The following is a 14,690-nucleotide window of genomic DNA, read 5'->3' as shown; positions in this document are numbered from 1 at the left end:
GCCTTTCGCAGCCTTGGCGCGATGGCTCTTTGGGCAAGCCGTAGATCGCGGCAGGCGGGGTGCGCTGGCATCCGGCCGCATAATGCCCAGTTTGCCCACCGCCGCCGCAACTGTAGGCATAAGCGCGGCGGGCCGACTTTTTTGCCTTTGCCATGAACGCTGCATTGCACACCGGGCCCCGGCCCGTGGACTTGATCGCCTTCGACTGGGATGGGACCTTGTTCGACTCCACCGCGCTGATTGCGCGCTGCATCCAGCAGGCCGTTCGCGACGTGGGCGGCACGCCGCCCGATGAGCAGCAGGCGCGCTGGGTCATCGGCATGGAGCTGGGAAGCGCGCTGGCGCGCGCCGCGCCCGATGTGCCGCCCAGCGCCTATGCCGAGCTGGCGCGCCGCTACCGCTACCACTACGTGCAGCAGCAGGACGAGATCGTGCTGTTCGACGGCGCGCTGGAGCTGTTGCACAACCTCAAGGCGCGCGGTTTTTTGCTGGCCGTGGCCACGGGCAAGAGCCGCCGCGGCCTGGACCACGTGCTGGCCAGCCACGATCTGCACGGCCTGTTCGACGACTCGCGCACCGCCGACGAAACCGCCGGCAAGCCCAATCCGCTGATGCTGCAGGAGCTGATGCAGGTGCACGACGTGGCGCCTGCGCGCCTGCTGATGATTGGCGATACCAGCCACGATCTGGAAATGGCGCGCAACGCCGGTTGCCCCAGCGTGGGCGTGGCCTATGGGGCCCATGCTGGCGATGGCCTGCAGCAGTTCGCGCCGCTGGCCGTGGCCGACTCCGTGGCCGTGCTGCGCCAGTGGCTGGAGCAACACGCCGAGCCGGGGCGCCGCCCATGAGCGCCGGCGCATTGCCCCCGCAGCCGCTGTGCAGCAGCCAGGCCCTGGCCGAAGGCGGCTCGGCCGTGGTGTTCGAGGTGCGCTACCAGGGCCAGCAGCAGCAGGCCTTTGCCGTGCGCGTGGCCGGCCTGCCGCGCGCTTACCTGAACCGCTGCACCCACGTGGCCATGGAGATGGACTACCCGCGCGGCCAATTCCTCGACGACAGCGGCCAGTGGCTGATCTGCGCCCACCACGGCGCGGCCTATGATGCGGCCACCGGCGCTTGCGCCGGCGGGCCTTGCCAGGGGCCTTTGACCTCGATTGAACTGAGCGAGCAGGGCGGGCAGGTGTACTGGCACCCGCAAGGCGCGCTCCAACCCGTGGAGTTCTGAATGCAACCGTACGACCCATCCTCTTCCCCCACCGCTGCAGGTAGCGGCAGCGACGTCTGGGCCGAGCGCCCGGGCATCGACCCCGCCGCCGCGCAGGCGCATGGCGCGAGGAAAAAAACCGCCAAGGGCGGCCCCGGCGATGGTCACTGGGAGCGCAGCGTGCTGGAAAAGCTGGCCATGGCCAGCATCAAAGAGCAGCGCGCCGCGCGGCGCTGGCGCATTTTCTTCACGCTGATCTTCCTGGGCTATCTGGGCTTCATCACCTGGAGCGTGCTGCAGAAAACCGTGCTGCAGGCTCCGTTGGCCGAGACCCACACGGCCGTGGTGCGCATCAAAGGGCTGATCGCCGACGAGGAGGAGGCCAGCGCCGGCAACCTCTACCGCTCGCTGCAAAAAGCCTTCGAGGCGCCCAATGCCAAGGCCGTGCTGCTGCAGATCAACTCCCCCGGCGGCAGCCCGGTGCAGGCCGGCATTTTGCGCGACGAAATCCTGCGCCTGAAGGCCAAGCACAGCAAGCCGGTGTACGCCGTGATCGGCGAGCTGGGCGCCTCGGCGGCCTATTACGTGGCCGTGGCCGCTGACCGTATCTATGTGGACAAGGCCAGCATGGTCGGCAGCATCGGCGTGCTGATGAACGGCTTTGGCTTTACCGGCACCATGGACAAGCTGGGCGTCGAGCGTCGCCTGCTCTCGGCCGGCGAACACAAGGGCTTTCTCGACCCCTTCAGCCCGCAGGATCCGGCCGACGTGGCCCACGCCAAGACCATGTTGCGCCAGATCCATGCGCAGTTCATCGCCGTGGTGCACGAAGGGCGCGGCGCGCGCCTGAAGGAATCGCCCGAGCTGTTCAGCGGCCTGGTGTGGACGGGCGAACAGGCCATCGAGCTGGGCCTGGCCGATGGCACGGGCTCGGTGTACTCCGTGGCCCGAGACGTGGTCAAGCAAGACAAGATTGTTGATTACACGCAGCGCAAGAGCCTGGCCGACAAGCTGGTGCGCCAGCTGGGCAGCACGGCAGGCCACGCCCTGGGCAGCAGCCTGGGGCAAGAGGCGGCCCAGGCCTTGCGCGCCCAGGGCCCGCAATTGCGGTGAGCCGGTTTGCGCGCCCAGGCCATGGCATGCCGGGCGCACCGCACGCCGCTGTGCGTCTTTGCATGTCCTCATGCTCCCATGCGCTCATGCGCGCCATGCTGAACAATGCCCGGGGCGCGAAGCGCCGCCCCATGCCGCCCGCAAAGGGTTTGTCCGATGGAAACCTCCCAATCGCCTGATGTGCGCCACATCGCACCCGGCACGACTTCAAGCCCAAGCCCAAGCCCGGCCATGCGCTCAGTGGCCCTGGGCCTGAAAAGCCTGCAGCGCGATTGGCGCGCCGGTGAGCTGACGGTGCTGCTGCTGGCCGTGCTGCTGGCTGTGGCGGCGCTGTGCGCCGTGGCTTTTTTTGCCGACCGGCTGCAGGCCGGCCTGCAGCGCGATGCGCGCCAACTGCTGGCTGCCGATGCCGTGCTGGCCAGCGACCACGGCATCGAGCCAGCCTGGCGCCAGCAGGCCCAGGCGCTGGGCCTGCAAACGGCCGTGACGGTGGTTTTTCCCACCATGGCGCGCGCCGACGATGCCCAGGGTGGCGCCAGCCGGCTGGTTTCGCTCAAGGCCGTGGAGCCGGCCTACCCGCTGCGCGGCGCGCTGCGCATTGCCCGGCAATGGGATGCACAGACCACACCTGCGGCGCTGGCCGCCGCTGGGCAGGCGGTCGCCGGCGGCCCGCCGCCCGGCCAGGCCTGGGCCGATGCGGCGCTGCTGGCCAATCTGGAAATCGGCCTGGGCGATACCTTGCACTTGGGCGATGCGGCTTTTGTCGTCAGCGGCGTGATCGCGCAGGAGCCCGACCGTGGCGCTGGCTTTCTGAACTTTGCCCCGCGCGTCATGATCGGCATGGCGCAGCTCGAAGCCACGGCTCTGGTGCAGCCGGCCAGCCGCCTGAACTGGCGCCTGCTGGTAGCCGGTGAGGCCGACAGCGCGGTGCAGCGCTTCGAGCGCCAAATGCAGGCGCTGCTCGATGCAGGCACACAGCGCGGCCTGCGCCTGCTGACGCTGGAGGGCAGCAGCCCGCAGATGCAGCGCACGCTCGAGCGCGCCGAATCCTTTCTGCGCCTGGTGGCCTTGCTCTCGGCGCTGCTCTCGGCCGTGGGCGTGGCGTTGGCGGCGCGCTCCTTCGCGCAGCGCCACCTCGACGCAGCCGCGCTGTGGCGCGTGCTGGGCCTGAGCCAGCGCGCCATCATGGCCGCCTATCTGGTGGAGTTCGCCGTGGCCGCTGTGCTGGCCAGCCTGCTGGGCGTGGCGCTGGGCTATGGCGTGCATGCCCTGTTCGTGCACATGCTGGCCGATCTGCTGCAGGTGCAGCTGCCAGCGGCCAGCGCCTGGCCGGTGCTGTTGGGCCTGGGCATGGGCTTGAGCCTGCTGATGGCCTTTGGCCTGGCGCCGGTGCTGCAATTGGCGCAGGTGCCGCCGCTGCGCGTGCTGCGCCGCGATCTGGGCGGGCTCAAGGGGGCATCGCGCAGCGTGGTGCTCGCCGGCCTGGCCGGCTTTGCCGTGCTGCTGTTTCTGGTCAGCGGCAATTGGCGTCTGGGCGCCATCGCTGTGGGCGGCTTTGCCCTGGCATTGCTGCTGTTTGCTGCGCTGGCAGCGCTGGCCCTGAAGCTGCTGCGCTGGGGGGTGCGTGAGGGCAAGGCGCCGCGCTGGCTGATGCTGGCCACGCGCCAGCTGGCGTCGCGGCCGTTCTTTGCCGTGCTGCAGGTCGGCAGCCTGGCGGTGGGCCTGCTGGCGCTGGTGCTGCTGGTGCTGTTGCGCACCGATTTGATCCAGAGTTGGCGCCAGGCCACGCCGGCCGAGGCCAACGACCGCTTCGTCATCAACATCCAGCCCGAGCAGGCGCAGGCCTTCCGTCAGGCCTTGCAGCAGGCCGGGGTGCGCGACTACCAGTGGTACCCCATGGTGCGCGGTCGGCTGATGGCCATCAATGGCCGCGCCGTGCGCGCCAGCGACTACGCCGATGAACAGGCGCGCCGCCAGGTCGAGCGCGAGTTCAACCTCAGCCACAGCACCGAGCTGCCGCGCGACAACCAGATCGTGGCCGGGCGCTGGCTGCCCGGCCAGGCCCAGGGCCTGAGCATCGAAGAGGGCATTGCCCAGCGCCTGGGCATTGCGCTGGGCGACCGGCTGCGCTTTGACATCGGCGGCCTGCCGCACGAGGCCGAGGTGACCTCGGTGCGCAAGGTCGATTGGGCGAGCATGAACGCCAACTTCTTTGTGCTGTTCCCGTTGGCGGAAATGCCGGGCCTGCCTGTGAGCTACCTCAGCGCCTACCGGGCGCCGGCCACGCCGGGCTTTGACAACGCGCTGGTGCGGCAGTTTCCCAACATCACCAACATCGACCTCTCGGCCACGCTGCAGCAGGTGCAGCAGGTGCTGGGCCAGGTCAGCCGCGCTGTGGAGTTGCTGTTTGGCTTTGCGCTGGCCGCCGGCATGGTGGTGCTGTTTGCGGCTGTGACCGCCACGCGCGAGGAGCGCGCGCGCGAATACACCATCATGCGCGCCATGGGCGCCAGCGCCGCGCTGCTGCGGCGCGTGCAGCGCGCCGAGCTGGCTGGCGTGGGCGCGCTGGCCGGGCTGCTGGCCAGCGTGGCGGCCATCGCCATCGCCTGGGCGCTGGCGCATTACGTATTTGACTTCACCTGGCGCTGGCCGCTGTGGGCGCCCCTGCTCAGCGCCGTGGCCGGCGCGCTGCTGGCCTTGTTGGCCGGTTGGTGGGGGCTGCGCGGCATTCTGCGTCGCTCGGTCAGCAGCAGCCTGCGGGCCTTGGTGCAATGAATTCGCCCATTCCCGTGCCCATGCCTTCGCCCAGCGCTGCCGCCATGCCCGATGCCGGGCACGCGCACTGGATGCGCCTGGCCCTGGCCGAGGCAGAGCAGGCCGCCGCCGAAGGCGAGGTGCCTGTGGGCGCGGTGCTGGTGCGCGATGGCCAGCTGCTGGCGCGCAACCACAACCGCACGCGCCAGTTGGCCGACCCCAGCGCCCATGCCGAAATGTTGGCGCTGCGCGAAGGCGCGGCCCGGCTGGGCAACCACCGGCTGGGAGATTGCACGCTGTACGTGACGCTGGAGCCCTGCGCCATGTGCAGCGGCGCGGTGTTCCAGGCCCGCCTGGCCTGCGTGGTCTTTGGCGCCAGCGAGCCCAAGACGGGCGCGGCAGGCTCGGTGCTGGATTTGTTCGCCCATCCGGGGCTGAACCACCACACCCAGCTGGTGCGCGGCGTGCTGGCCGATGAGTGCGCGGCGCTGCTGGAGCAATTCTTCCAGCAGCGCCGCCGCCAGCAGGCCCAGGCCAGCCAGCCGCTGCGCGACGATGCCTTGCGCACGCCAGAGGCCTGCTTTGCACCATGCCCCGCGCCCGGCCACTACACCAGCGCTTTACCCGAGCTGCAGGGCCTGCGCCTGCACTACCAATATTGGCCCGAAAGCCTGCCCCAAGGCCAGCCCAATCACCCACCGGCCCAGCCGCGCACGGCGCTGCTGCTGCTGCACCCGCCCTGGCACTGGAGCGCCTGGTGGGCGCCGCTGCTGCAGGCCTTGCCGCGCGGCGCTTATCCGGTGCTGGCCCCCGATCTGGTGGGCTGGGGGCGCAGCGACAAGCCCAAGAAAAGCCCCTGGCACGATGCGGCCCGCCATGTGCGCATCCTGCTGCAGCTGCTGGATGCGCTGGGCCTGCGGCAGTTCACGCTCGTGAGCCTGGAAGGGGCGGGCCCCAGCCTGGCCCCGGCCTTGCTCCAGGCTCTGGCGCAGGCCGAGCCCGCTCGGCTGGCTGGCTGGCTGCGCCTGCTGCCCGCACAGGGCGAGCCCGACGCACTGGAGCCGCTCTGGCCCATCGCGTCTGGCCACATGGACAAGCGCTGGTGCGTGGCGGCGCATCTGCGCCGCTGTTTGCCCACAGGCGCTGACCAGGAGCTGCTGCTGCAGGCGGCAGCGCCATACCCCAGCGCTGCCCATGCGCGCCACTGGCTGGCGGCGCAGCTGCAAGCGCCTGCCAACGTGGCGTCACACTCCATCGCCTTGCCGCCAGAGCGCCAATGGCAGCTGCGGCTGCAGCCTGCAGGGCTGGCTGGCTGGCCAGGGCTGCCGCCGTCACAGGCCATTGATGCCGTGCACCGCCGCTGGCTGGCGCACAATGGCCCTGGCGCTGACAGCCAGTGACAATGATGGCGCTACGACGGTTCTGAGGAGAAGATGCGATGCAGTTCGATTGGACGGGCCCGTTGATAGCCGCCCTGGCGGCGGCCTGGGGTTTGTACGTGTTGGTGCTGGTGGTCTGGGTGGTGTTGCAAAAGCGCCCGCCGGAGGCCACCATCGGCTGGATTCTGGCCCTGGCCCTGCTGCCTTATGTGGGCTTCTTCATCTTCTATTTGTTCGGGCCGCAGCGCCTGCGCAAGCAGCAAATGCGCCGCCTGCGCCACCAAATGGCCAGTTACGTCAGCGGCGATCTGGAGGCGCTCAAGCAGCGCACGCACAGCTCGCCGGGCACCCTGCGGCAGCTGGCGCGCCTGGGCATTGCCAGTACAGGCATTTACCCCTGCAGCGCGCAATCGGTCAAGCTGCTCAACAGCGGCGCGCAGACTTTCGACGCCATCTTCGAGGCCGTGGCCCAGGCGCGCCAGCATGTGCACCTGGAGTACTACATCTTCGAGCCCGACCAGACCGGCACGCGGCTGCGCGATCTGCTGATTGCCAAGGCCCGCGAAGGCGTGCAGGTGCGGCTGCTGGTTGATGCGCTGGGCTCCAAGCGGCTGCGCAAGAGCTTTGTGCAGCCCATGCTGGATGCTGGCGTGCAGTTTGCGCGCTTTCACGATACGCGCTTTGGCCGACGCTGGCGCCCGGTCATCAACTACCGCACGCACCGCAAGATCGTGGTCTGCGATGGCACGCTGGCCTTCACCGGCGGCGTGAACATCACCGATGAGGAGGACAAGCGCATCCGCGCCGATGCCTACCACGATGTGCACGTACAGCTGCAGGGCAACCCGGCCTTCTGGCTGCAGGTGGTGTTCTTGGAGGACTGGGTCTATGCCACCGGCCGCCCGCTGGAGCAGGAGGTGCCCGACTGGCGCAGCTTGTTGCCCGTCAGCGACGTCGGGCCCTACAACGTGCAGGTGCTGACCTCGGGGCCCAACAACCCGCTCGAGCCCATCCACCGCTGCTATATCGAGGCCATCCACGATGCGAGCGAGCGCGTGCTGCTGACTACGCCGTACTTCGTGCCCAGCGCGGCGGCCAAGACTGCGCTGACCAGCGCTGCCCTCAGTGGCGTGGACGTGCAGGTGTTGGTGCCGCGCCAGTCCGACTCACACCTGGTGACACTGGCCGCGCGCTCTTACTACGACGAGCTGGTGGCCGCTGGCGTGAAGGTGTGGGAGTACGACGACGGCATGCTGCATTCCAAGACACTGGTGATTGATGACCAGTTTGGCTTCATCGGCACGGCCAATTTCGACATCCGCAGCTTTCGCCTGAACTACGAAGTGGGCGTGGCCGTGTTCTGCGAGCACTTCAACCAGGCCCTGGCCGAGCAGTTCCGCCAGGACGTGGCCCGCTCGCGCGCCGTGCCCGCGCAGCGGGACATCGGCTTTGCCAGCGAGCTGGCCGAAGCCACGATGCGGGTGTTCTCGCCAATGCTGTGATTGGGCCAGCGCCGGCGCTGGCTCAAGCGCGCTCGTCAGCCAGGGCCTGCAGCGCCGCGCCGCTGAGGCGGTAGCGCAGCCATTCGCGCTGCGGCTGGGCATCCAGGCGCTCGTAGAACTCGATCGCCGGGGTGTTCCAGTCCAGCACGCTCCACTCGAAGCGGCCGCAGTCGCGCTCGACGGCGATGCGCGCCAGATGCTGCAGCAGCGCCTTGCCGCCGCCCAGGCCGCGCCCCTCGGGCGTGACGTACAGGTCTTCAAGGTACAGGCCGTGGCGGCCCTGCCAGGTCGAGTAGTTGAAGAAATAGATGGCAAAGCCGATAGGCTCATTGCCGGCCTGCAAGATCAGCGCGAACACCGCAGGCTGCGCGCAAAACAGCGTGCGCTGCAACTGTGCTTCGCTGGCCTGCACGGCCTGTTCCGCCTTTTCGTAGCGCGCCAGCTCACGGATGAAGCGCAGGATCAAGGCGCAATCCTGCGGCGTGGCTTCGCGAATGTGCAGCTGGGCCGGGGCGTTTGCGTTGGTGGGGCAGTTGGGCATATGGGTTTTTGCTGCGAGGGCTTCAATTTCAATGTGAACTTTGAACAGAGGCGCAACGCATCAGGGCGCCAGCCGCTGGCGTTGCCAGGCGGCTGCACCATCGCCCTGCGCTGGGCGCAGGTAGGCAATGCGGTCGTGCAGTCGGCCGCTGCGGCCTTGCCAAAACTCCCAGTAGCTGGGCCGCAGCCGGTAACCGCCCCAGAAGGGCGGGCGCTGCGGCGCCTGGCCGCTGGCGGCAAGCTCGGCCTCGATGCGGGCGAAGGCCTCATCCAGCGCCTGGCGGCTGGCCACGGGCTGGCTTTGCGGGCTGGCCAGGGCGCCAATGCGCGAGGCCAGCGGGCGGCTGTCGAAGTAGCTGGCGCTGTCTTCGCCATCGATTTGTTCCACCACGCCTTCAATGCGCACGCTGCGCTGCAGCGGGCCCCAGTAAAACAGCAGCGCGGCCTGCGGGTTGCCGGCCAGCTCCTGCCCCTTGCGGCTGTGGTAGTTGGTGAACCAGACCAGGCCGCGCGCGTCATGCCCCTTGAGCAGCACGATGCGCGCGCTGGGGCGCAGGTCGCTGCCCACGGTGGCCAGCGTCATGGCATTGGGCTCGTGCAGCTGGGCCTGCACGGCTTGCTGCAGCCAGGCATCGAACAGCGCTGCCGGCTCGGCCGGGGCCTGCTGCTCGCACAGCTCGGCCAGGGTGTAGTTCTGGCGCATGGCGGCCAGGTCCAGGCCGGCGCTCTGCGGGGCCTGGGGCGGCGGCTGATGGCTGGGCGTGGCGCTCATCGCAGGCCCCCGCCAGCGGCCTGGGCATTTTTTCTTTCTATCAATTCGATTTTGTAGCCGTCCGGGTCTTCCACGAAGGCGATGACGGTGGTGCCGCCCTTGACCGGGCCGGGCTCGCGCGTGATCTTGCCGCCGGCCTGACGGATGCGCTCGCAGGCGGCGTAGGCATCGGGCACGCCCAGGGCAATGTGGCCGTAGGCCGTGCCCATCTCGTAGCGCTCGGTGCCCCAGTTGTAGGTCAGCTCCAGCTCGGCCTGGGCCGGGTTGCCGCCCCCGAAGCCGAGAAAGGCCAGGGTGTAGCGGTATTCGGGGTTTTCGGAAGTGCGCAGCAGCTGCATGCCCATGACCTGGGTGTAGAAGTCGATGGAGCGTTGCAGATCGCCCACGCGCAGCATGGTGTGGAGAAATTGCATGGCAGTTTTGATGGATCGGGGGGAGTGGCAAAAAAAATGGCTTGACGTGCGCATCATCCAAAAGGGATGGCAAGTCTGGGCAGCGGCTGGCTGAACAAGGCGGGGGCAATGATTGAGAACTCCAGCCACCTCAGCACCATCAGGGCGATGGCCAGCAGCAGGCCCAGGGCCATGGGCGAGAAATCGATGCCGCCGGCCGTGGGCAGCAGGCGGCGCAGCGGGGCCAGCCAGGGGGCGCACAGGCGCTCGCTCAGGCTGTGCAGCCAATGTCCTGGCAGAAGCCAGGACAGCGCTACGTACAGCAGCAAGATGCCCAGCGCCAGGTACAGGCCCAAGCGCAGCAGCGAGAACAATGCCTGCAGTGGCGCCAGCGCAATCAGATTCAAAGGCAGGTTGCCGGCCCACAGCAGTCGCTGCAGCAGCCACATCAGCAGCCAGTGCGCCAGCAGCACGGCGTAGGCCAGCAGCAGCGTCAGCCAATCCCAACGGCCCTGCGGGCGCAGCACGCGGCGCGCCGGGCGCACCAGCCAGTCCGTCAGCGCCAGCAGCAGCTGGCCCAGTGGGTTGCTGAAGCTGATGCGCTGCGCTTGCAGCAGCACTCGCAGCAGGCAAGCGCCGGCGATGGTGCAGGCGATCGAATACAGTACGAACGAAAAAATAGTGAGCAGCAGCATGGCGCGCGATCTTAGAGCCTGTTCAAAGCCTCTGCACGGCTGGCAAGAAAGTGGATTTGGGCGGCCTGCTGCGTTGCAAAACCTCGCCATAGCCCCAGCTATGGCTGCGTTTTGCGCCTTGCAGCCCATTCCAAGCCACTTTTTGCCCGCTCGCGCCAAGACTTTGAACAGGCTCTTAGAGCCTTCTGTGCGCCAACGCCCGCCAGGGCAAAGGAAATTTGCATGAGCCATATACCACCGCGCAGCCTGGCCGCGCAGCCCAGCCCCTTGGCCGATGCCGCGCCGCAACCCAACACGCGGCAGCGCCATCACCGGCAGTTGCTGCTGACGCCGGCGCAAATGGGCCAGGCCGATGCCGCCACCATCGCCAGTGGCGTGCCCGGCATCGAGCTGATGCGCCGCGCCGGGCAGGCCGTGGCGCTGGCCGTGGCCAGGCGCTGGCAGCCCTGCCGCGTGGCCGTGCTGTGCGGGCCGGGCAACAACGGCGGCGATGGTTTTGTGGCGGCGCAGTGGTTGAGCGAGCGGGGCTGGCCGGTGCGCGTGTTTCTGCTCGGTCAGCTTGAGCGCTTGCGCGGCGATGCGGCCTGGGCCGCCAGCCAATGGCAGGGGCAGACCGAGGAGGTCGCAGCCTTCAACCCCGCGCAGTGCGACATCGCCATTGATGCGCTGTTCGGCGCTGGCCTGTGCCGGCCGCTCGATGGCCTGGCCGCCGATCTGGTGCAGCAACTGGCTGCCAGCGGCCTGCCGGTGTGCGCGGTGGACGTGCCCAGTGGCCTGGATGGCGCCAGCGGCCAGCCGCAGGGGCCGGTGGCCGCTGCGGCGCTGACGGTGAGCTTCTTTCGCGCCAAGCCTGGGCACTGGCTGTACCCGGGCCGCGCACTGTGCGGCGAGCTGGTGCTGGCCGACATCGGCATTGCGGACGATGTGCCGATCCAGCCCGCGCCCAGGCTGTGGCGCAATGTGCCCAGCCTGTGGCAGGGGCTGCTGCCGCAGCCGGCGGCGCAGGGCCACAAATACCAGCGCGGCCATGTGCTGGTGCTGGGCGGGGCGCGGTTGACTGGCGCGGCGCGGCTGTGCGCCCAGGCAGCGCAGCGCAGCGGCGCCGGACTGGTGACGGTGTTGGCGCCGCAGACGGTCTGGCCCGTCTATGCCCAGGCGCTGCAGGCCAGCATGGTGCAGCCCTTTGCCGATGCGCAACAGCTGGGCGCGCTGCTGGACGATGTGCGCGCCCAGGTCTGTGTCATCGGCCCGGGCGCCGGGGTGCAGGCGCTGACGCGTCAGGCCGTGCTGGCTGCAGCGCAGCGCGGCAAGGCTTTGGTGCTGGATGCCGATGCGCTGACGGCTTTCGCGCAGGAGCCGCAGGCGTTGTTCCAGGCCCTGGCGGCCAACCGGGCCGCCACAGCGGTGCTGACGCCGCACGAGGGCGAGTTTGCCCGGCTGTTTCCTGAGCTGACTGGCAGCAAGCCCGAGCGGGCCGCGCAGGCCGCGCGCCTGGCCCAGGCTGTGCTAGTGCTCAAAGGAGCCGATACCGTGATTGCAGCGCCCGATGGCCGCGTGCTCATCAACAGCAATGCGCCGCCTGAGCTGGCCACGGGTGGCACGGGCGATGTGCTGGCCGGCATGGTGGCGGCCTGGCTGGCCCAAGGCGCGCCAGCATTGGCGGCAGCCTGCGCGGCAGTCTGGCTGCACGGCCAGGCGGCGCAGCGAGCCTTGGAGCGTGGAGGGGCTGTCGGCTGGGGGAGGCGCTTGACGGCCGAAGATTTGCTGCATGCGCTGTGATGCGCAGCCGCTACGGCCTGTGCGCGCACATGTGCGCTTCGGTATAAGCATCTATGGCAAAGTCGGTAAGGGGCAGGCACACTGTATTCCCAGCCTGCCAAGAAGCAGGGAACATTCAGCGACAAGGAGAGTTGCCATGTGCCATGCGTGCGTCATCGAAACCGTCAAGAAACAAATGTTGGCGCAAGGGCGCCACAGCCAGGCAGAGGTCGATGCCCAGGTGGCTCAGGCCCCGGCGGCGCTGCGCAGCGGCCATGAAATGGTGGTGGACATGACCCATGTGCTGGACGAGGACTTCCCGACTTTTTTCGGCCAGCAAGAGCTGTTTCGTCAGGCGCGCTACCAATTTGAAGAACATGGCTTCAACCTCAGTGAGCTGCGTTTGCACGAGCACATCGGCACACATGTGGATGCGCCGCTGCACTTCAGCGCCGATGGGCAGTCGATTGCTGAAATTCCCATAGGCAATCTGGTCGTGCCCTTGTGCGTGGTGGATATCCGTGAGCGCGCCGCTGCCAATGCCGACGCGCAGCTCACGCCCGAGGATATTCAGGCATGGGAAGCCAAGCACGGCCCGCTGCCGCCCCAAGCCTGCGTGGCCATGATGTCAGGCTGGGACAAGCTGGCTGCGACTGAGCGCTTTCGCAACGCCGACGAGGCGGGCGTGATGCACTTTCCGGGTTTTCATCCCGATGCCGTGCAGTACCTGATGGAAAACTCCCAGGCGGTGGGGATTGCCGTGGACACCTTGTCGCTGGACTATGGCGCCTCGGCAGACTTCGCCGCCCATCGCATGTGGCTGCCATCGGGGCGCTGGGGCCTGGAGGCCATCAGCAATCTGGAGCAAGTTCCGGCCGCGGGGGCCACGCTGGTGGTTGCGGTCTCCAAGATCGCGGGCTGCTCCGGCGGTCTGGCGCGTGTCATGACCTTGGTTTGAACAGGCTCTGAAGGCTGGGGCGAACACAAAAAAGCCGGTGGGCGTGTGCAGCGCCACCGGCTTGTTTTTTGACGGTTGACGGCGGGCCTGTTCAAGCCCGACGATGCAATCACTTCACGTTGGCGATGCCGTCGCTGATTTCCTTGTGGGCTTCATCAATGCCGGCCCAGCCCAAGACCTTGACCCATTTGCCTTTTTCCAGATCCTTGTAGTGCTCGAAGAAATGACTGATGGCATTGAGCGTGCCCTCGTTGACGTCGGCAATGCTCTTCATGTGGGCGTAGGCCGGCAGGATTTTTTCCGTTGGCACAGCCAGCACCTTGGCATCGACGCCGGACTCATCTTCCATGCGCAACATGCCCAGCGCGCGGCAGGGCACGACCACGCCAGGCTGCAGCGGATAGGGGGTGAGCACCAGCACGTCCACTGGATCGCCGTCGCCAGAGAGCGTTTGCGGCACGTAGCCGTAATTGGCCGGATAGAACATGGCCGTATTGATGAAGCGGTCGACAAAAATTGCGCCCGTTTCCTTATCGACCTCGTACTTGATCGGGTCGGCATTCTGCGGAATTTCAATGATGACGTTGAACACTTCCGGGGCCTTGCTGCCGGCGGGGACTTTGCTCAGGGACATGATGGTCTTGCTTATGGTTGAAGGGGGGAGAGGGGGCTCTGAAGCCTGATGGAGGGTTTATGCGGCTTGTTTTTCAGAGGCTTTCTTCAGGGCCTTGACGGCCTTGAGCACTTCGTCTACGTGACCGGGCACCTTCAGGCCGCGCCACTCCTGCGCCAGCGTGCCGTCCGGGGCTACCAAAAAGGTGCTGCGCTCGATGCCCTTGACCTTCTTGCCATACATGATTTTGTTTTTGACCACGCCGAACATATGGCACATCTTCTCCTCGGTGTCGGCAATCAGCTCAAAGGGCAACTCCAGCTTTTCCTTGAAGCCATCGTGCGATTTCATGTTGTCGCGCGAGACGCCAAACACCACCGCGCCGAGCTTTGTGAATTTGTCGTACTTGTCGCGAAACTGCATGGCCTCGGTGGTACAGCCGGGCGTATTGTCCTTGGGGTAGAAGTAAAGAATCATGATCTGGCCATTGTGTGAGGTGTTGCTCACCGTCACACCACCAGTTGCGCTGGCTTCAAACTCAGGAAGAGGCTTATTGACAACGATCGCCATATGTATAAGTGTCTCTCAGTCTAGGGCTGGGAATTGCAGCGGCGCGGCTGCGCTGCCTTACAACGGTAAAACAGGGCAGGCCACACCAAGGCAAACCCAAGGTGTCGTTGAAACATGTCGAACCGTGCGCGAAATTGCAAAAAAAGCTTGACAACCCAAAAGCAGCCCGCAAAGATGCGCATTCTGCAAAAAATGCAACGGCGCATTTCGGCGTTTTTGACGATTTCGCTGCAGCAAGTCGCTGCCATGCAAGAAGCGGCGCATGCAGGCGGACAGCAACCAGTGCAGGCACAGCCAATGGGCACTAGGCTGTGCAGTTTGTGCTCAAGGGGATTTGCTCAGCCGAAAGCCACGGGCGCCGCGAGGCTGTGGCTGGCCAAAGTGCCAAGGCAAAAGGGCTTGCCGGTGGGGCAGGCCTTGCGCCAAAGGGGTCAAGCCAAGCA

Annotated in this window: 14 protein-coding genes; 8 read left to right on the top strand and 6 right to left on the bottom strand. The window is 67.2% G+C overall.

Annotated features, from left to right (window positions below):
- Positions 1 to 152 precede the first annotated feature (152 nt).
- From CLI93_RS01880 to cls, 6 genes are all read left to right on the top strand, one after another.
- The gene (locus tag CLI93_RS01880) at positions 153 to 848 is read left to right on the top strand and encodes an HAD family hydrolase (RefSeq protein ID WP_172424200.1); all 696 of its coding nucleotides are present in this window, start codon (positions 153 to 155) and stop codon (positions 846 to 848) included.
- A complete protein-coding gene (locus tag CLI93_RS01875; protein WP_095541325.1) occupies positions 845 to 1,222 on the top strand; it encodes a Rieske (2Fe-2S) protein in 378 nt (125 codons plus the stop codon). The genes CLI93_RS01880 and CLI93_RS01875 overlap by 4 nt, the downstream gene beginning before the upstream one ends.
- Positions 1,223 to 2,314 (top strand): S49 family peptidase, encoded by a 1,092-nt coding sequence (locus tag CLI93_RS01870; RefSeq protein WP_095541326.1) that lies wholly within the window; start codon positions 1,223 to 1,225, stop codon positions 2,312 to 2,314.
- Between the two features lie 231 nt (positions 2,315 to 2,545).
- A complete protein-coding gene (locus CLI93_RS01865; protein ID WP_095541327.1) occupies positions 2,546 to 5,089 on the top strand; it encodes an ABC transporter permease in 2,544 nt (847 codons plus the stop codon).
- On the top strand, positions 5,086 to 6,468 hold the full coding sequence (gene tadA, locus CLI93_RS01860) for a tRNA adenosine(34) deaminase TadA (RefSeq protein ID WP_095541328.1): 1,383 nt from the start codon (positions 5,086 to 5,088) through the stop codon (positions 6,466 to 6,468). The genes CLI93_RS01865 and tadA overlap by 4 nt, the downstream gene beginning before the upstream one ends.
- A gap of 38 nt (positions 6,469 to 6,506) precedes the next feature.
- A complete protein-coding gene (gene cls / locus CLI93_RS01855; RefSeq protein ID WP_095541329.1) occupies positions 6,507 to 7,949 on the top strand; it encodes a cardiolipin synthase in 1,443 nt (480 codons plus the stop codon).
- Between the two features lie 22 nt (positions 7,950 to 7,971).
- Here the strand turns inward: cls and CLI93_RS01850 are convergent, their stop codons facing one another.
- Genes CLI93_RS01850 through CLI93_RS01835 form a run of 4 tightly spaced genes read right to left on the bottom strand, consistent with a single transcriptional unit; the run spans position 7,972 to position 10,348 of the window.
- Positions 7,972 to 8,490: a GNAT family N-acetyltransferase gene (locus tag CLI93_RS01850; RefSeq protein WP_095541330.1), complete on the bottom strand. Its 519-nt coding sequence runs from the start codon at positions 8,488 to 8,490 to the stop codon at positions 7,972 to 7,974.
- A gap of 60 nt (positions 8,491 to 8,550) precedes the next feature.
- Positions 8,551 to 9,261, bottom strand: a complete 711-nt coding sequence (pdxH, locus tag CLI93_RS01845) for a pyridoxamine 5'-phosphate oxidase (RefSeq protein ID WP_095541331.1) — start codon at positions 9,259 to 9,261, stop codon at positions 8,551 to 8,553.
- Positions 9,258 to 9,674 carry a lactoylglutathione lyase gene (gene gloA, locus CLI93_RS01840; protein WP_095541332.1) on the bottom strand — a complete coding sequence of 139 codons (417 nt, stop codon included), beginning with the start codon at positions 9,672 to 9,674 and terminating at the stop codon, positions 9,258 to 9,260. Before gloA ends, pdxH begins: the two co-directional genes overlap by 4 nt.
- Positions 9,675 to 9,727: 53 nt before the next feature.
- Entirely contained in the window at positions 9,728 to 10,348 is a 621-nt protein-coding gene (locus CLI93_RS01835) for a YggT family protein (RefSeq protein ID WP_172424201.1), read from the bottom strand.
- 222 nt (positions 10,349 to 10,570) lie between these two features.
- Here CLI93_RS01835 and CLI93_RS01830 point away from each other — a divergent pair, with 222 nt between their 5' ends.
- Together CLI93_RS01830 and CLI93_RS01825 are read left to right on the top strand one after the other, a co-directional pair.
- A complete protein-coding gene (locus CLI93_RS01830; RefSeq protein WP_095541333.1) occupies positions 10,571 to 12,127 on the top strand; it encodes an NAD(P)H-hydrate dehydratase in 1,557 nt (518 codons plus the stop codon).
- 136 nt (positions 12,128 to 12,263) lie between these two features.
- Positions 12,264 to 13,064 (top strand): cyclase family protein, encoded by an 801-nt coding sequence (locus tag CLI93_RS01825; protein ID WP_095541334.1) that lies wholly within the window; start codon positions 12,264 to 12,266, stop codon positions 13,062 to 13,064.
- Between the two features lie 109 nt (positions 13,065 to 13,173).
- On the opposite strand, the gene ppa is transcribed toward CLI93_RS01825, so the two are convergent.
- Both ppa and CLI93_RS01815 read right to left on the bottom strand, forming a co-directional pair.
- Positions 13,174 to 13,698 carry an inorganic diphosphatase gene (gene ppa / locus CLI93_RS01820; RefSeq protein WP_095541335.1) on the bottom strand — a complete coding sequence of 175 codons (525 nt, stop codon included), beginning with the start codon at positions 13,696 to 13,698 and terminating at the stop codon, positions 13,174 to 13,176.
- Positions 13,699 to 13,755: 57 nt separating this feature from the next.
- The gene (locus CLI93_RS01815) at positions 13,756 to 14,247 is read right to left on the bottom strand and encodes a peroxiredoxin (RefSeq protein WP_095541336.1); all 492 of its coding nucleotides are present in this window, start codon (positions 14,245 to 14,247) and stop codon (positions 13,756 to 13,758) included.
- Between the last annotated feature and the right edge of the window lie 443 nt (positions 14,248 to 14,690).

Origin of the sequence: Vandammella animalimorsus, from assembly GCF_002288875.1 — a bacterium.
GTDB lineage: Bacteria > Pseudomonadota > Gammaproteobacteria > Burkholderiales > Burkholderiaceae_C > Lampropedia > Lampropedia animalimorsus.
The sequence above is the reverse complement of the archived record's forward strand: the minus strand, read 5'-3'. Positions and strand labels throughout refer to the sequence as shown.